Source organism: Flectobacillus longus (assembly GCF_030056705.1).
GTDB lineage: Bacteria > Bacteroidota > Bacteroidia > Cytophagales > Spirosomataceae > Flectobacillus > Flectobacillus longus.
In genome coordinates this window covers 64,117-81,030 of the sequence record NZ_JASHIC010000012.1, presented here as the reverse complement: position 1 = coordinate 81,030, position 16,914 = coordinate 64,117, and the positions used below count along the sequence as shown (strand labels likewise).

Sequence of the window (16,914 nt, the reverse complement as noted above, 5' to 3'; positions counted from 1 at the left end):
ATTTTTGTATAGGGGAAATAAGCATAAATCATTCCTCATTTAGCGATTTAGTGCTTGAGCGGATGTGTGATTAGGTGAAAATTTGTATTCTAGCGGTAGAGACGCAATGATTGCGTCTTAAGCAGTGTTATTTTAAAATATAGCATCAAAACATGAGTCATCCCAAATTTTTAGTATTGGGATTATTCTCCAAGTTTTTATCAAAAAAGCGGTCGAAAAATATTTTTCAACCGCTTTTTTGATGCTACTATTCATGATTTTACTCAGCTTAAGACGCAATCATTGCGTCTCTACTGCTAGAATACAAATTTTTACATAATCACTCACTCGCTAAATCACTAAATTCGGGATGACTCATGTTTAATATAACCCAATCCTTAAAATTCAGAATGACTTATGTCTGATTAATAAAGGTTAAGCTTTATACTACAAAAGAATTAAGAACTAATACACCTATCAAACCCATAATCCCAACAATCGTTTCCATTACCGACCAAGTTTTGAAGGTATCCTTAATGCTCAATCCAAAGTATTCTTTGAACATCCAAAATCCTGTATCGTTAACATGCGAGCACATCAAGCTTCCTGCGCCAATCGACAGAACCATCAACTCAGGGCTTACTTGTGTGGTAGCCATCAACGGCTGAATAATACCTGCTGCTGTTAAACCTGCGATAGTTGCCGAACCTAAAGCTATTCGGATAATGGTAGCAATAAGCCATCCCAGAACCAAGGGCGAAAGCGTTGAACCTTGGAAGGCTGCAGCAATATCTCTTCCGATGCCACTATCGGTGAGTACTTGTTTGAAGGCACCACCCGCAGCAATAATCATGATAATCATTGATGCCGAACTAATAGCTCCTCCTGTTTTTTCCATCAAATATTCCATCGTTTTTCCACGACGAATCCCTAAAAATATTAATGCAAAAGTTACAGCAATCAACATAGAAATACTTGGATCTCCCAAAAATTTCAAATAATGATGTAAAGCTGAGTTTGTATCCATGCTCAACTCACTTGCTGTAGCCATTCCCATTAACACTACAGGAATCAACGCAGTCAAGATACTTAAGCCAAAACTTGGCATTTCCTCATCTTTAAACTGCTTGGTTTCGAACAAACCCTTTGGAGGATTAGAGGAAATGTTTTTAATAAATTCTGGAAAAATCAAACCTGCCATGATTAAGGTTGGAATTGCTACTGTAAGTCCATAAATCAAGGTTTTTCCAATATCGGCCTTAAATAATACGGCAATAGTGGTTGGTCCTGGATGTGGAGGTAAAAAACCATGCGTGACTGATAAGGCCGACGCCATAGCAATACCCACATATATCATTGGTTGTCCCGTGTTGAGTGCTACGGAGAATACCATCGGCATCAAAATCACGAATCCTGCATTATAAAACATGGCAATACCCACCACAAAACCTGTGAGTAATACCGCTAGTTTGACTCTTTTTGCTCCAAAATATTGAATAAGTACTTGACTAATTTGTTGAGCAGCCCCACTTTCTGAAAGTAAACTACCCAGCATGACTCCTAAGCCAAGAATTAGAATCAGTGAGCCTAGCGTACTTCCAATTCCTTTTTGGATAGAGGCTAGAATATCAGCCAAAGGCATTTGTTTGGCAATACCCACCAAAATCGCTGAGAAAATTAAAGAAAGAAACGCATTGAGTTTTCCAAAAGTAATGAGGATTAGAAGTAATAAAATACTTAATACTAGGATTAAAATAGACATGTTTGAAGGGTTTTATGTATTTACTGGGATAGTAGGCCAAAAATAACATAAGTAGCGTATTTTCTCTAAAAAATAGAACTTTTTTAATAGAGTCTTAGACGAATAGCCCCAATTGTCCAAAAATGTTAATTTTTGAGAAAAAGCACTTCTTCACATTATTTGAGAATTGTATAAAAACTAGAGAAAAAAATGGTTGTTTCATGAAATTATCCTAAATTGCCCAAACGATTTATCAAAAAAATAAAAACAAATCAGTAAAATACATTTTGTGAAATACTAGATAAGTACTTCATTATGAGGTGTTAATATAGTTTGAGTTAGATTAGCTACTTGAAAAATATGATTATTTCGTGTTGCGAAAGGTCTTTTTGACTAACTTTGAGGGCTAAAAATCTTCCTAACGTAAGGATTGTTATTACTTAATCTATGCTCAAGCAAAACTTGGGTATGCGATAAATTCAACAACAAAATGCGAACTCTCTTGGATTTTGAAAAACCGATAGCCGAATTAGAAGCCAAATTGGCAGAAATGAAAAAATTGGCGATTGATAATAATGTAGATGTATCGACAGCTGCGGCTCAATTGGAAGCTAGCATTGAAGAACTCAAAAAAGAAACTTTCTCAAACTTGACTCGCTGGCAAAGAGTTCAGCTGTCTCGTCATCCTGAGCGCCCTTATACTCTCGATTATATCGAGCACATGTGTGATGAATTCATCGAGTTGTTCGGAGACCGTACAGTAGCAGATGACAAAGCCATGGTTGGTGGTTTTGGTAGAATTGGTGAGGAAACCTTTATGATCATTGGTCAGCAAAAAGGTCGTAACACCAAACAACGCCAGCTTCGTAACTTTGGTATGCCAAACCCTGAAGGTTATCGCAAGGCGTTGCGTTTGATGAAAATGGCTGAGAAATTCAATAAGCCAATCGTTACTTTGATCGATACGCCAGGGGCATTCCCAGGGCTTGAAGCAGAAGAGCGCGGACAAGGTGAGGCTATTGCTCGCAACATCCGTGATATGTTTATGTTGAAAGTACCTGTTATTTGTATCATCATCGGTGAAGGTGCATCTGGTGGTGCTTTGGGTATTGCGATTGGTGACAGAGTATTGATGTTAGAAAATGCTTGGTATTCTGTAATTTCTCCAGAAAACTGTTCAACAATCCTTTGGAGAACATGGAATTTCAAAGAGCAAGCGGCCGAAGCATTGAAATTGACTGCCGAAGATATGAAAGGCAACAAGTTGGTAGATGGTATTATTCCTGAACCTCTTGGCGGTGCTCATTTAGATTTTGAGCAGGCTACACAAACCGTGAAAAACGTAATTCTTGAAACCTACAAAGAGCTTTCTCAACTAACACCAGAAGAAAGAATCGACCAAAGAATTGAGAAGTTCTCTTCGATGGGGGTAGTAACAGAATAATCAGTAAGCAACAATGCAAATAAGATAAGCATACAAATAAGAGGTAAAACGATGATATTACAGCGTTTACCTCTTATTTTTTTGTCTACAAAACTTCGAATCAACCTTTTATTTATTATATGAAAAACATCATTTTTGATTTAGGAAACGTTGTTATCGACATTAACCTGAACGAAACATACAAAGAATTAGCAAAGCTTTCAAAGGACTTTTCTTGGGAAGATGGCGAAAGATTATTGAAAGAAAAGCAGATTTGGGCTAACTACGAACGAGGGCATTATTCTGACGCTGAATTTAGAGATTTACTTAGACAAGAGTTGAACATTTCAGCCTCTGATGAAGAGATCGATAAAGCTTTCAATGCTTTGTTGTTGGATATTGATCCAAACAGAATTGCTTTGATTAAGCGTTTAGGACAAAAGTATAATACCTATGTTTTATCCAATACGAGTAATATTCACATTATCGAAGTAAATAAAATTTTGGAGCGTTGTACTGGTGAAAAACGCCTTGAGGATTTATTTACTAAGCTGTTTCTTTCGTACGAAATGGGCAAAGCCAAACCTCATACTGATATTTATGAAGCCGTTCTGGCGGAGGCAGGTCTCGATCCAGCCGAAACCTTATTCTTAGACGATATGTTACCAAATTTGGAAGGAGCCGCTAAAGTGGGTATCCAAGTAAAACAAATTATTCCGAATGAATTTACGATTTTAGATATGTTTGCAGATGAAGAATAAAACCATAGCGATTCAGTTGGTGCTGTTTGTGGTAACAGTAATAACCACAACATTGGCAGGAGCGGAGGCAATGACAGGACGCTTTTTTTTCTTTTTACCAGAAAAGGATATTCTTAAATTTCCTCAGGATTTTTGGCAGGGATTTGAGTTCTCGATTCCTTTTTTAGCGATTCTCACCTGTCATGAATTTGGTCATTTCTTTATGGCAAGGTATTACAAAATCCGTACTACACTCCCGTATTACATACCGATGTGGCTAAGTGCTTTAGCCATGAGTATTGGAACATTAGGTGCTGTTATTCGCATTCTTGATAGAACTAGAACACGCAAACAGTACTTTGATATTGGTATTGCAGGCCCTTTGGCTGGCTTTGTGGTAGGTTTTGGAGTCCTTTGGTATGGTTTCACACATTTACCATCTTTGGATTATATCTACAAAATTCATCCAGAATATGTTAAATATGGAGCGAACTATGCCCATGAGATGTCAAAAAATGCAAATTTGCTTAACGGACAAATGACATTAGGAGACAATCTGCTGATGCTTTTTTTCAAAAACTATGTAGCCGATTCTGCTTTATTACCACCTAATTTTGAGTTATTGCATTATCCACTGCTTTGGGCTGGTTATCTATCTTTGTTTTTTACTGCGCTAAATTTATTCCCAATTGGACAATTAGACGGTGGACATATTTTGTACGGTCTTATTGGCAAAAAGAAGTTTAACACCATAGCACCGATAATCTTCGTTGGATTTTTGTTTTATGCGGGTATAGGAATGTACACCATTGAGGACATTCAGTCGATTGGATTTGAAGGAAGCGCCTATACTTCTGATTTAGATTTCTTCTTGTGGTTGGGTATTTATATCTTTTTCTTAAAAACTTGTCTCTCCCGAATATCTACCAACCCTCTAACTCCTTGGGTTATTAGCTTGAGTATGGTGGTTGTTCAATTTGTCATGAGTGCAACGCCAGTGGTAAAGGATTTTCAAGGGTTCTCTGGTTTTTTCCCATTTGCTTTTTTACTAGGAAGATTTTTAGGCATCTATCATCCAGATGTAGAGGAGGATTCGCCACTAGATACTAAGCGTAAAGTTTTAGGGTGGATTTCTTTAGGAATATTTATCATTTGCTTTACACCCCATCCTTTTATGTTGATTGATATTAGTAAGTAAGCATAGAGGAAATGGCACAAAGGCACAAAGTGTTTGTTTGAATCTGATTTAGACAAATACTTTGTGCCTTTTTACTTCCAATATTCCTGACCTATGCAATTTTTACAGTGAAATTATTTCTGTTATAGTTTTTTACTTATTTTCACTTGAAATATTAATTCACTTAAAATTATGCTAAATAAAATATTTATAATGCTATTCAGGCTGGCTGGTTGGAAAGTTGAAGGACACATTCCAGTGACGCTAAAGAAAAGTATCGTAGCGGTAGTGCCTCATGCAAGTTGGGTAGATTTTCCTGTTGGGCTAGGAGCAAGGGCTGTAATTGGTAAAAAAATTGTATATCTCGGCAAAGCAGAATTATTTAAGCCTCCATTTGGCTGGCTGTTCAGGACTTTGGGAGGAATGCCTGTAGATAGGTCTAAAAATAACAATTTGGTTGATGCAGTAGTCCAAGTTTTTAATAACAATGAGACTTTACACGTAGCATTAGCGCCAGAAGGAACACGGAAAGATGTCGAGAAGTTAAAAACAGGATTTTATTATGTCGCCAAAGGAGCTAACATTCCAATTATTTTAGTCGGATTTGATTATCCAAGAAAGACTGTTTTTGTGCGAGAACCTTTTTATCCTACCAGCAACGTTGAAGCCGATTTCAAAGAAATAGCAACATATTTTAGTCAAATACAAGGTGTCCAGAAATCGTGGATTAAGAATTATTTGGACGGGAAAAATCTCTAATTGAGTGCATGAGTGATTGAGTAATAATTTTTAGAATGACTCAATCACTCAAGCGCATAAACTCCAACTATTTCAATAGATAATCAACCATTAAACTGCCAGCTTTTGCAGAAGCTCCTTTGTCTCCTAACAAAGCCCTTACCTCAGCATATCCTTCTAGTTGCGCTTGACGTCCCTCTGGAACTAATATCTTCTTTAGTTCTTCCTGAACTGTGATATTATTCAAATCGCTTTGAATTAATTCAGGAACAATTTTTTTCTGAGCAACCAAATTTACCAAAGAGATATACGGTACTTTAATAACCATTTTGGCGATTGCAAATGAAATACCACTGGTTTTGTAGCATACCACCTGCGGAACATTCAACAAGGCAGTCTCCAAAGTTGCAGTTCCAGATGTCACCAAAGCAGCATCAGCCACAGAAAGCAAATTATAGGCATCATCATACACTACTTTGATAGGAAAAATGGACTGCCAACGGGCATAAAGCTCTTTTGGTAAGTTGGAAACCCCTGCAATGACAAACTGATAATCTGGAAAATTATAAGCTTGTGCAACCATCAATGGTAAAATTTTAGCGACTTCTTGTTGGCGAGAACCTGGAAGAAGGGCAATGATAGGTTTTTGACCTACACGTGCTTCTTTTCTAAAATTAGGTTTCGGCTGAAAGTCTGCAATGGCATCAAATAATGGATTACCTACATAATCAACCTCGTAATCATATTTCTTGAAAAAGTCTTTTTCGAAAGGAAAAATCACAAACATTCGGTCAACAAATTTTTTGATGTTGAGCGCACGTGATTGGTTCCAAGCCCAAACTTTTGGCGAAATATAATAGAATGTTTTGATACCAATAGACTTGACAAATTTAGCCACACGCATATTAAACCCAGCATAGTCAATCAGAATGACTACATCAGGCTGGTAAGCTTGAATGTCTTTTTTGCAAAACGACAAAAGTCCAAGAATAATAGGAAGATTTTTGATGACCTCGGCAAAGCCCATAAAGGCAATGTCCTTGTAGTGTTTAACAAGCGTAGCGCCTGCATCCTGCATCATATCACCGCCCCAAGCACGAATTTGGGCGTTGGTATCCTTTTGAAGGATAGCTTTGATGAGATTAGAGCCATGCAAATCGCCAGAGCGTTCGCCAGCTATGATATAGTATTTCATGATGTGGGCTTTAGGCTGAGAGCTTCAGGCTGCTTGAGGAGCCAAGAATATCAGCCCAAAGCTTCACATAGTACAATTATTCGCCGTAATACTTCACTGAGTTTTTAGGCGTTTCGATGAGCTCAATACAATGCAATTGGCCATGAGGAATATGAGCGTTGAGTTTTGGAGCTAAAATTTTCCAAATTTCCATCGCAAAGATTTCGCAACTTGCCATTTTACCTTGCATAAAATCTACATCGAGATTTAAGTTTTTGTGGTCAACACGCTTGATGATTTCATCTTTGATAATTTGGCTCATCACTTTCATATCAATTACAAAGCCTGTATCAGGATCTGGAATACCTTTTACAGTAACGATAAGCTCAAAATTATGTCCGTGCCAGTTGACATTTGCACATGGACCAAATACCTCACGATTCTTTTCCTCTGTCCAGTTAGGATTATACAGCCTGTGAGCGGCATTGAAGTGTTCTTTACGAACTACGTAAACCATTTGTTTTCAGTTAATTTATTCGTTTTGCGTAAAATCTTGATAATGTGTGCTAGCGGGATGTTAGTTATCAGAGAAAAATGAAAATAGAAAACAGTAATTACATTTTCTAAGTAAAAACTACTAATAACTAACCTTAGGCCAACCTTAGATTATACAAGCACAAAACTACGAGTGATGACCAGCAAAATCGCCGTGATTGGAGTTGGGAAAACGTAGCAAAACCAATCTGTGGATTAAGAACACAAAGTTAATGGCTTTTAGTTTCACAAAAAAGAAAGCTGAAAACAATCATTTTACGAAAGTCTTTAATTTGTTCAATTTATTTCATTATTTTTAGATATGATATTTCTGTTAATCAGCCTATTACTATAGCCTTCGGTATTACTGCGCAAATGCAGTCTTGAAAAGTTTATATTTTTTCGAAGTTAAGTGTATTGGTTTTTCGCAAAGCTTTAGGTACTTTTGCTTACTTTTTCTAGGAATAGTGCGATTTTATGTCTGTTTTAATCAAGTTCAATATATGATTTTTGTCATACACTTGTAAAAGATTTTTTGTGCCAATAATTCCTACAAAACGACTTTACTCCTTATCTGCAATATTGGATTTTGACAATATAGATTTAATAAATAGACAGGTTCATAAAAGAACCATGTAGTCGAGATACTACCTTTCGGAATTACTTATTATCCAAATGATTTAAACATTTTTTCCGAGTAGATTATCATCGATTTTACGAATAGAATCATTAGTTTTTCATAAATAACATATTCCAGAACCACTCAATTTTAGTTTCTATTTTATGATTATTGTTACAGGTGCCGCTGGGTTTATTGGAAGTTGCCTTATTCAACGCTTGAATGAGGACAATTTCAACTATATCATTGCTGTTGACGATTTTTCCGATGAGCAAAAGAACAAAAATCTTGAAGGGAAAAAGATTCAAGAGCGTGTAGACCGCGAACACTTTTTTGAGTGGTTGGATGCAAACTATCAAGAGGTTGAATTTTGTTTCCACATTGGTGCTCGTACAGATACGACAGAGTTCAATGTCGAGATTTTCAATAAATTGAATTTGAATTACTCAAAGAAGATTTGGAAAAAATGTCATGACTACCAAATTCCATTGGTGTATGCTTCGTCGGCTGCTACCTATGGTTTGGGCGAGCATGGCTACGATGACAATGAGTCTTTGATTCCACAATTGAAGCCTTTGAACCCTTATGGCGATTCAAAAAATGACTTCGATATTTGGGCATTACAACAACAAGAAAAGCCTTTTTTCTGGGCTGGCTTGAAGTTCTTTAATGTTTACGGACCAAACGAATTTCACAAAGGTCGCATGGCATCAGTGATTTGGCATACATTCAACCAAATTCAGAAAACTGGCGCTATGAAGTTGTTCCGTTCTCATAATCCTGAATTTAAGGATGGCGAGCAAATGCGCGATTTTGTGTATGTAAAAGATGTTGTAGAAGTTTGTTTATTCTTAATGCACCACCGTCGTAACTCAGGTATTTACAACTTAGGTTCGGGCAAGGCAAGAACATTCTTGGATTTGGTAAAAAATACCTTCTATGCTCTGAATCTTGAGCCAAATATCTCATTTATCGATACTCCAGAAGATATTCGTGATAAATATCAATATTTCACCGAAGCAAATATGTCAAAATTAAAGTCGATTGGTTACGAAAAACCTTTCCATACTTTAGAAGAAGGCGTAACCGATTATGTGAAGAATTATTTAGCAGATCAGAAGTATTATTAGATATTAATTGAGTGATTATTTTTATTTGTAGAGGTGCAATGCTTTGCTTCTTCTGAAAATGTATCATTTGAAAACATATTAAAAAGCGGTCAAAAATCAATTTTTGACCGCTTTTTTGATATTGCAATATGCTTAAGACGCAATCATTGCGTCTCTACTACCATAATACAAATTTTAAAAATAATCACTCAATCGCCACTCACTCATTCTCTAAATTTTTCAAAACTCCACACTCAAAACTCATCACTTCAATCAGGATGGATATTCGATGTTATCGCCTAACTGTTTGTATCCTTTTTCTTCAAAAAGTTTTTTCCAACCTTCTGTAATAAAGCCGATACCATATCCTACTAATTGGACATAAACGGCAATAATACTGAGTAGTCCTACCTGAATGCTTTTGTTTTTAAGCGTTGAATCAATAAAATTGAGCAAGGTATATAGGGTAAAAATGCCAATTGCTAGATAGAAAAATGGTTTAAAAATCAACCACCATAAAGGAATACTAAACAAAGCAAGCGTAAATACCATTGGAAAAGTATGCACCAATTTGAGTTCTTTAGGAAAAAAGCGACTGATATTGATTCTTGCTTTTCCAAAAAATCTCAATTGTTTATAAAACTGCAGAAAACTGGTTCTTCTTTTATGATAAATAAATGCCTCTGGAATTAGCCCAGACTTGAAACCAAGACTAATGGCACGAATAGAAAACTCAATATCTTCGCCCATACGAGTAATAATGAAGCCTTGTGTTTTGCGATAAACTTCCTTCGACATACCCATATTAAAGCTTCGTGGGTGAAATGTTCCTCCAAGATTTTTTTTGCTTCCTCGTATTCCTCCTGTGGTAAATAGTGAGGTCATGGAATAGCTAATGGCTTTTTGGATAGGCGTGAAATTAGGATGGTCGCGGTCGGGGCCACCGTATAGGTCTAGAAAATTGCTATTGAGTTGCTTTTCTACGATTTCCAGATAGTTAGGTTCTATGAGCGCGTCGGAGTCTAGAATGATGAAATAATCGCCATTGGCATGCTTAAAACCTGTATTGCGTGCAAACCCTTGACCTGTGTTTTGTTGTTGGATATATTTTATCTCTAGTTGAGATTGATATTTCTCAACAATTTTATCAGCTTTTATAGCAGAGCCGTCCTCTACTACGACCACTTCAAAAATTTTGTAGGTTTGTTTTGTCAGACAAGCTAGCAGTTCATCTAATTCGTCGGGACGGTTATATACAGGAATAATAATGGAATAATTTCGCATGGAAAAAGCGCTGTGCTCAAACAACAGTTATTTTTAATTTTTGTGTTGAAAAAAGAAAAGCAGGAGTTCAACAAGTGTATAGTAGTTGAGTAACCTTACTTTTCAGACCACAAAATTACTCATTTTACATATTTTTTCTTCACTTTCAGTTCCCAATCACCAAAGCTTCCGTATAATACCATTGAGCCAAATCTGAAATTATCAATGATTTCTTGTCCTTCTTCAACACTATCATAAAACTCTTTATCAACAGGGATTTCAAAATCCACAGCATTTATGGCATCTTTAATATGTTTTTTGATGCTCAATGAAATATGTGATTGTTTCAAACGGAGTTTGAGGATATACTTATGCGAATCACCACCGTTTTGAGCAGTACGTAATTGCTCTTTCAAAGCACGATTTTCTTCACGAAGTTTATCTACTTCAGAACTTCCACAGGAAAAAAGTAGTAGACACACAAAAAAGGAAAGGAGATAGGGTTTCATATTGAAAGGAGAGGTTTGAAAAAAGGTCAGCAACATTGCTGACCTTTGCTGGAAAATTATGGTAATATTCTTCTGATTATGTGCGGATTCCAATAACCAATATACTATTAACAAATCACTTTTTACTTATGCTAAGATTTCTTGGAAACTTTCGTAACTCGCATCTAAGATTTGAGCTACATGTTCGTCTGTCAACGCTGTAGAAATAAACATAGCTTCGTATTGGGAAGGAGCCATATAGATACCTCTTTTCAACATAGCATTGAAAAACTTACCAAATAATGCGGTATCTGAAGTTTTAGCATCTTCAAAATTGTTTACAGGCTTATCCGTAAAGAATAAAGTAAACATTGAACCAACATGGTTGAGTGTATAGTTCAAGCCAAGTTTTTGCATATTGGCACGAATACCATCTGTTAAGGTATTACCAACCGTTTCGATTCGCTCATATACTTCTGGGTGCTCGTTCAAGTAAGTCAACATGGCTTGACCAGCTGCCATCGCAATGGGGTTACCTGAAAGTGTACCTGCTTGATACACAGGACCCGCAGGAGAAACACAATCCATGATTTCTTTTTTGCCACCATAAGCACCAACTGGCATGCCACCACCGATGATTTTACCCATGGTAGTCATATCTGGAGTCACACCACAACGTTCTTGAAAGCCGCCTTTTGCTAAGCGGAAGCCAGTCATTACTTCGTCGAAAATCAATACAATACCTTCTTTATCGCAAATTTGGCGAAGTCCCTCCAAGAAGCCCTCCGCTGGTTTTACGAGCCCCATATTACCAACTACTGGCTCAAGAATGATACAAGCAATTTGACCTTTATTGGCATCAACAAGGGTTTGTACAGCAGCTAAATCGTTATAAGGAGCAGTTAGCGTATCATTGGCAACACCTTTGGTTACACCTGGACTATCAGGATGACCGAAAGTAATCGCACCCGAACCCGCAGCAATCAAAAATGAATCACCATGACCGTGATAACAACCCTCAAATTTGATGATTTTGTCACGACCTGTATAACCACGTGCCACACGAATCGCCGACATAGTAGCTTCTGTACCAGAGTTTACCATACGTACTTTCTCGACAGAAGGCACAATTGAAGTAATTAATTCTGCCATTTCTACTTCACGACGAGTAGGTGCTCCATAAGAAAAGCCTCGCTGAATAGCATCTGCAACGGCTTTTTCAACCAACTCATTTGCGTGACCCAAAATCATAGGTCCCCATGAGTTGATTAGTTCGATGAAAGCATTGCCATCTTCGTCATAAAGATAAGCGCCTTTTGCCGATTTGATAAAAAGAGGGTTTCCTCCAACGGCTCTAAAAGCTCTTACAGGTGAGTTTACACCGCCAGGGATGTAGTTTTTAGCTTTGTCGAAAAGTTCTTGGCTGTTTTTAGTAGTCATTTTGTCAAAAATTAATGCGATGGTAGCCCATGCACTATTTAGCTAATACAAATTTATAATTTTGGAAAGTAGTAATAGGCACTACTTGGTTATCCTGAGATTGTGTGTAATCGTATCCTGACGTTGAGAAAGGCTGTTTATAGGTATCTAAATCGTCTAAACCTTTTTTGAAGTTTGTACCATATTTAGATAGAACTCTACCCCAAAACAAAGTCATATCATATCCACAGAACGAATAATAGGAAGGAATGCTTCCATATTTGGCAAAATATTCTTTTTTAAATTTATCTACTTCTGGATTTTCGTTGTCGATAAACTCAGGGTCAATACAGTAGATTTCTCTTCCAGCTACAGTTGTACTACTCAAATTACTTGAATGAAACGCCTCAGCAGTAGTTACAAGTGGTGTCGATAAATCTTTTTGTAAAGCTGTGAGCATAGCCAAGCCTGCTTTTTTATCAGAGGTTGCTAAAAAAACATGGCTTAATTTTTTATCAGGGATTTTGCTAGCAATCACTTCTGAGTTGGCGGTTACTTTCACAAATGCTTCAATATCGTAACCCTTTTTAACTAGTACTTGTTTATATGCTTCTGCTAACAGAGAATCTGTGCTTGATGAAGTATAGTAAATAGCAGCATTGCGTCCTAAAAATGCCTGTTTTGTCACATATTCCGCAGCTTTGATAGCTTGCATTTTGACAGAAGGTTGTGCTAAAAATGACTTATCAAAGATATCTAACAGTTTTTCATTATTAGAAATAGGATTGATAAGCGGAATTTGGTAGCTCTCACAGTAAGCACTTGCCAATTTGTTACTTTCAGCATATAAAGGTCCAACCAGTAAATCTGTCGTTTGAAAATAAGAATTGTTCAATACTTCAAGCATTTGGTCGCCATCGTTGGAAATATCATACACCAAGAGATTGATATTGATTTTTTCTTTTTGTAATTGAGTTTTTGCCAATTTTGCACCTTGATACATATCAAAAACATATTGATTAGTACGTCTTGGATGATCAGGCGATAGCTCATCGATATTTATTGGAAGTAAAAAGGCAAAATTAAGAAAGCCCTTATTTAAGCGATACTGTTGTAAGTCTTTGGTCGAAGACATTTCAGACGATTTGGCTTGGATACGTTCTTTTAGCAGTATTTCTTCTGGAAATTGTTCGCTCAATAAAGTTAATTTCTTCGAATCTGTGATTTCTGAAAGAAAAGTTCTCTTCAATTCTTTTAAATCATTTTTGAGAGATTCAGCACTAATTGCATTTGCAATTTGAAGACCTTTGGCATAGTCCTTATTCTCGAATGCGATAGTTGCATAGAGATAAGCTACTTCTTCGTTTTTTTCCCAATTAGGGTATCTCAACTGAAGATTCTGTAAACTAGATTCTGCTTCGGCATATTTACCAACTTTGATGGCAGCCAAAGCTTGAAAATAATAAGAATAAGGAACAATTGGATTATTAAAACGAAGGTTACTTAGCTGGCTAAAGGCGATTCTAGCTTTGTCAAAATCGTTGTTTTGATAGAAAAGTAAGGCTTTTTGGTATTGAGCTTCATACTCCGACAGATTGTTTTGAGCTTGACAGAAGCCGTAGGATGATGCCACAAGTAACATTCCTAACAATAATTTCTTCATAATTCATGGAATTTGTGATTGTACAAATATAATAAACTTTGACGAATGCCGATTAAGTTGGGGTAATTGATGACATTATTATTAAATTTACTGTTATCAATATCAAATCACAAACTATTAATAACCCTCTTATGAATTTGAACTGGTACTATAAACACTTTAGAAATCTTAGCACTACCGAACTCTATCAAATCCTACAATTGCGTTGCGAAGTTTTTATTGTAGAACAGAATTGCGCCTTTCAAGACCTTGATGATAAGGATTTTAAGTGCCATCATTTGATGGGTTTTGATACCGAAACACAAAAAGTTGTTGCTTATACGAGAATTGTTCCTCCAGGACTTTCTTATGAGGAGGCATCTATTGGTCGTGTGGTGACATCGCCTTTGGTGAGGAAATTTGGTGTAGGAAAAGAATTGATGAAAAATTCGATAGAATTGGTTGAAGAACTTTACGGTTCATCAATCAAGATAGGAGCACAGCTGTACTTAAAAGGTTTTTATGAATCCTTTGGTTTTGTCCAAACTAGTGAAATATATCTCGAAGATGGTATCGAGCATATCGAAATGCTCAAAGATTAGATTTTTCTAATTTGAAGATTTGAAAATTTGAAAATTGTAGAATTTAAGAAAAAAAGAATGTCTTCATAGAGAAACAATTTAGTTCTCAATGAAGACATTCTGATATTAGTTAATAATTTTCAAATTATCAAATCAGATAATTATTTTTTCTTCTTCTTATCATCGTTTTGCTGTTTCTGCATTTCTTCAGCAGCTTTCATTTGCTTTTGCAAATACTCTGAGAAACGAGATTTTTTACCTCCACCAGCAGCGATTTTCTTACGATTGTCTTCCAAAATCTGTTTGATTTTGTCTTCGTCAACAAACTTACGAATACCAATTTGTTGTAAAATCGTCACTAAGTTAGAGACAAAGTAATAGAAACTCATACCAGCAGGAAGTGAGTTCATCACAAACATGAAGATAACTGGCGTGATATAAGCCATTTTCTTCATATCGATTGGTTGACCAACTTGGTCTGGTGTATTTTGATTGTTGTAATAACCGTATGCAATACTCGATAGGGTCATCAACAATGTAAACAAACTGACATGGTTACCATAAAAAGGAATACTAAATGGCAAATTCCATACAGAGTCATAAGTTGAAAGGTCATTTGCCCACAAGAAAGCCTCTTGGCGAAGGTTAATCAAGTTAGGGAACAGCATAAATACCGCCATCAAAATTGGCATGGTAGCTAATACAGGCACACAACCACTTAGTGGACTTACACCTACTTCACCATACAATTTCATTTGAGCTTGTTGCAATTTAGCCGCATCGTCACCAATCTTTTCTTTGATAGCATTCAATTCTGGTTGAAGAATACGCATTTTTGCCATACTTACATACGATTTGTAAGTCAATGGCAACAAAGCAAACTTAATCACCAATACCAAAGCAATAATCAACAATCCATAGTTGCTAAACACTGTTTCAAGCACATTGAACAATGGCACAAAGACATAGCGTGTAATTGGCAAGAAAATATCGTAACTCAATTTTACGTTACGACCAAATGCAGGAGCAATTTCTTTGATTTTGTTGTAGTCGTTTGGACCAAAATACCATTGATATTGTCCTTTACCAGCTTTCATGTCTGCCAAAGAAACCTCCATGTTAGCACGCAAAGTTTTGATATTTACCGAATCCTGAGGATTTGGTGTTGCCCAAATTTGTGCTTTTGAGATTGGCGTATTTTTCGCAATAAAACCTGACAAGAAGTACTTTTTCTTGAAAGTCAACCAATTTAATGGCTTTTCAAGCGTAGCATCATTGGCACTTGTAGGGTTTTCGGTCAGTTGGTCAAACTCTTCACCTTCAGCAATTAGATAATTTACGGTTGCCTTACGGTTTTCGTTTAAGTCTTTTTCTGTAGGACGAACCTCTTCAATCCAGTTGATTTTAGCTGTTTGGCTTTTCAACAAACCATCCAAACCTTTAATCTGTGTATTTTGGTCCACTAAGAAACCTTCACCAGCCAAAGTATAAGTTTGTTCGATAGACTGACCATTTGCTAGAGCCAATGTGAACGTTACAGATTGTTTTTGACCCTCAGCTACCACACCACCTTTTGATTGGGTAGTGAAGAACAACTTGTTGATGTCTACATTACCTTTTGTAGTAGCTAGTTCGAAAGAAAGTTTGTCGAATGCTTCATCATAAATCGTCAAAGGGTTTTCTTTATGAGCTGCAAAGTCATTATATGTTTTGTAATGCTTAAGCAATACTTGTTTTACTTTACCACCTTTAGTAGAGAAAGTAACTTTGATGTCTTTGTTTTCAAGAACTACCTCTTGCGCCACGCCAGTAGCTGCCGTCGCAAAATCACCAGCTGCTGCTTTCAATGCAACGGTATCAACAGTTGTTGTAGCGGCAGATCTGTGAATAGTAGTTTGAGCAACTTGCGCTTTTTGCGCCTGTTTTGGTTCATCTTTCGGAGCAAAGAAAAACTGGTACCCCAGCAACATCCCCATCAGCAATAATAGCCCCGTGACTTGATTTCTATCCATTTGGTATTTGTTTAAAAGCGCCTTTCGTTTTTAAAAGGCTAGTTATTTTTGGAATTGTAGTATTTAAAAGTTTGACCTTGGTATTTTGTGGCAAAAACAAAAGTAACTGTTGGCTAGTCTTTTCGTATTGAGAATAAGGTTAAATAAATGTTTAGTTTGTATATAAATACTATTTTTTCTCTTCGCAAAGCCCTACTTTTCTTGTCTTGACACAAGAAAAGTAGCAAAAGAAAGTCAAGAATTTATAATCGGTGTGGCGTTCCACCTCGATTCGC

At 36.5% G+C, this 16,914-nt stretch carries 14 protein-coding genes; 6 read left to right on the top strand and 8 right to left on the bottom strand.

What is annotated here, in order from left to right:
• Positions 1-421: 421 nt before the first annotated feature.
• Positions 422-1,741 carry a gluconate:H+ symporter gene (locus QM491_RS10180; RefSeq protein ID WP_283327388.1) on the bottom strand — a complete coding sequence of 440 codons (1,320 nt, stop codon included), beginning with the start codon at positions 1,739-1,741 and terminating at the stop codon, positions 422-424.
• Positions 1,742-2,210: 469 nt separating this feature from the next.
• Here QM491_RS10180 and QM491_RS10175 point away from each other — a divergent pair, with 469 nt between their 5' ends.
• The 4 genes from QM491_RS10175 (at position 2,211) to QM491_RS10160 (ending at position 5,819) form a co-directional block, all read left to right on the top strand.
• Positions 2,211-3,164 (top strand): acetyl-CoA carboxylase carboxyltransferase subunit alpha, encoded by a 954-nt coding sequence (locus QM491_RS10175; protein WP_283327387.1) that lies wholly within the window; start codon positions 2,211-2,213, stop codon positions 3,162-3,164.
• 119 nt (positions 3,165-3,283) lie between these two features.
• On the top strand, positions 3,284-3,904 hold the full coding sequence (locus tag QM491_RS10170) for an HAD family hydrolase (RefSeq protein WP_283327386.1): 621 nt from the start codon (positions 3,284-3,286) through the stop codon (positions 3,902-3,904).
• The gene (locus tag QM491_RS10165) at positions 3,894-5,081 is read left to right on the top strand and encodes a site-2 protease family protein (RefSeq protein ID WP_283327385.1); all 1,188 of its coding nucleotides are present in this window, start codon (positions 3,894-3,896) and stop codon (positions 5,079-5,081) included. Before QM491_RS10170 ends, QM491_RS10165 begins: the two co-directional genes overlap by 11 nt.
• 171 nt (positions 5,082-5,252) lie before the next feature.
• Positions 5,253-5,819: a 1-acyl-sn-glycerol-3-phosphate acyltransferase gene (locus QM491_RS10160; RefSeq protein WP_283327384.1), complete on the top strand. Its 567-nt coding sequence runs from the start codon at positions 5,253-5,255 to the stop codon at positions 5,817-5,819.
• 67 nt (positions 5,820-5,886) lie between these two features.
• On the opposite strand, the gene lpxB is transcribed toward QM491_RS10160, so the two are convergent.
• On the bottom strand, positions 5,887-6,993 hold the full coding sequence (gene lpxB, locus QM491_RS10155) for a lipid-A-disaccharide synthase (RefSeq protein ID WP_283327383.1): 1,107 nt from the start codon (positions 6,991-6,993) through the stop codon (positions 5,887-5,889).
• Between the two features lie 76 nt (positions 6,994-7,069).
• Positions 7,070-7,489: a 6-pyruvoyl trahydropterin synthase family protein gene (locus QM491_RS10150; RefSeq protein WP_283327382.1), complete on the bottom strand. Its 420-nt coding sequence runs from the start codon at positions 7,487-7,489 to the stop codon at positions 7,070-7,072.
• An 800-nt stretch (positions 7,490-8,289) separates the two neighbouring features.
• Here QM491_RS10150 and rfaD point away from each other — a divergent pair.
• Positions 8,290-9,255, top strand: a complete 966-nt coding sequence (rfaD, locus tag QM491_RS10145; RefSeq protein WP_283327381.1) for an ADP-glyceromanno-heptose 6-epimerase — start codon at positions 8,290-8,292, stop codon at positions 9,253-9,255.
• 252 nt (positions 9,256-9,507) lie between these two features.
• Here rfaD and QM491_RS10140 read toward each other — a convergent pair whose 3' ends face one another.
• From QM491_RS10140 to QM491_RS10125, 4 genes are all read right to left on the bottom strand, one after another.
• A complete protein-coding gene (locus QM491_RS10140) occupies positions 9,508-10,518 on the bottom strand; it encodes a glycosyltransferase family 2 protein (protein ID WP_283327380.1) in 1,011 nt (336 codons plus the stop codon).
• A 119-nt stretch (positions 10,519-10,637) separates the two neighbouring features.
• The gene (locus QM491_RS10135) at positions 10,638-11,006 is read right to left on the bottom strand and encodes a hypothetical protein (protein ID WP_283327379.1); all 369 of its coding nucleotides are present in this window, start codon (positions 11,004-11,006) and stop codon (positions 10,638-10,640) included.
• A gap of 126 nt (positions 11,007-11,132) precedes the next feature.
• Entirely contained in the window at positions 11,133-12,425 is a 1,293-nt protein-coding gene (gene hemL, locus QM491_RS10130) for a glutamate-1-semialdehyde 2,1-aminomutase (protein ID WP_283327378.1), read from the bottom strand.
• Positions 12,426-12,459: 34 nt separating this feature from the next.
• Positions 12,460-14,067 carry an ABC transporter substrate-binding protein gene (locus QM491_RS10125; RefSeq protein ID WP_283327377.1) on the bottom strand — a complete coding sequence of 536 codons (1,608 nt, stop codon included), beginning with the start codon at positions 14,065-14,067 and terminating at the stop codon, positions 12,460-12,462.
• A 131-nt stretch (positions 14,068-14,198) separates the two neighbouring features.
• Here QM491_RS10125 and QM491_RS10120 point away from each other — a divergent pair, with 131 nt between their 5' ends.
• Entirely contained in the window at positions 14,199-14,648 is a 450-nt protein-coding gene (locus tag QM491_RS10120) for a GNAT family N-acetyltransferase (RefSeq protein WP_283327376.1), read from the top strand.
• 140 nt (positions 14,649-14,788) lie between these two features.
• Here QM491_RS10120 and yidC read toward each other — a convergent pair whose 3' ends face one another.
• Positions 14,789-16,639, bottom strand: coding sequence for a membrane protein insertase YidC (gene yidC / locus QM491_RS10115; protein WP_283327375.1), 1,851 nt, complete (start codon positions 16,637-16,639; stop codon positions 14,789-14,791).
• Between the last annotated feature and the right edge of the window lie 275 nt (positions 16,640-16,914).

What these genes read in the sequence shown, in the direction of transcription:
- QM491_RS10180 (WP_283327388.1), bottom strand. Translation starts at nt 1,741, where the DNA reads ATGTCTATTTTAATCCTAGTATTAAGTATTTTATTACTTCTAATCCTC.
- QM491_RS10175 (WP_283327387.1), top strand. Translation starts at nt 2,211, where the DNA reads ATGCGAACTCTCTTGGATTTTGAAAAACCGATAGCCGAATTAGAAGCC.
- QM491_RS10170 (WP_283327386.1), top strand. Translation starts at nt 3,284, where the DNA reads ATGAAAAACATCATTTTTGATTTAGGAAACGTTGTTATCGACATTAAC.
- QM491_RS10165 (WP_283327385.1), top strand. Translation starts at nt 3,894, where the DNA reads ATGAAGAATAAAACCATAGCGATTCAGTTGGTGCTGTTTGTGGTAACA.
- QM491_RS10160 (WP_283327384.1), top strand. Translation starts at nt 5,253, where the DNA reads ATGCTAAATAAAATATTTATAATGCTATTCAGGCTGGCTGGTTGGAAA.
- lpxB (WP_283327383.1), bottom strand. Translation starts at nt 6,993, where the DNA reads ATGAAATACTATATCATAGCTGGCGAACGCTCTGGCGATTTGCATGGC.
- QM491_RS10150 (WP_283327382.1), bottom strand. Translation starts at nt 7,489, where the DNA reads ATGGTTTACGTAGTTCGTAAAGAACACTTCAATGCCGCTCACAGGCTG.
- rfaD (WP_283327381.1), top strand. Translation starts at nt 8,290, where the DNA reads ATGATTATTGTTACAGGTGCCGCTGGGTTTATTGGAAGTTGCCTTATT.
- QM491_RS10140 (WP_283327380.1), bottom strand. Translation starts at nt 10,518, where the DNA reads ATGCGAAATTATTCCATTATTATTCCTGTATATAACCGTCCCGACGAA.
- QM491_RS10135 (WP_283327379.1), bottom strand. Translation starts at nt 11,006, where the DNA reads ATGAAACCCTATCTCCTTTCCTTTTTTGTGTGTCTACTACTTTTTTCC.
- hemL (WP_283327378.1), bottom strand. Translation starts at nt 12,425, where the DNA reads ATGACTACTAAAAACAGCCAAGAACTTTTCGACAAAGCTAAAAACTAC.
- QM491_RS10125 (WP_283327377.1), bottom strand. Translation starts at nt 14,067, where the DNA reads ATGAAGAAATTATTGTTAGGAATGTTACTTGTGGCATCATCCTACGGC.
- QM491_RS10120 (WP_283327376.1), top strand. Translation starts at nt 14,199, where the DNA reads ATGAATTTGAACTGGTACTATAAACACTTTAGAAATCTTAGCACTACC.
- yidC (WP_283327375.1), bottom strand. Translation starts at nt 16,639, where the DNA reads ATGGATAGAAATCAAGTCACGGGGCTATTATTGCTGATGGGGATGTTG.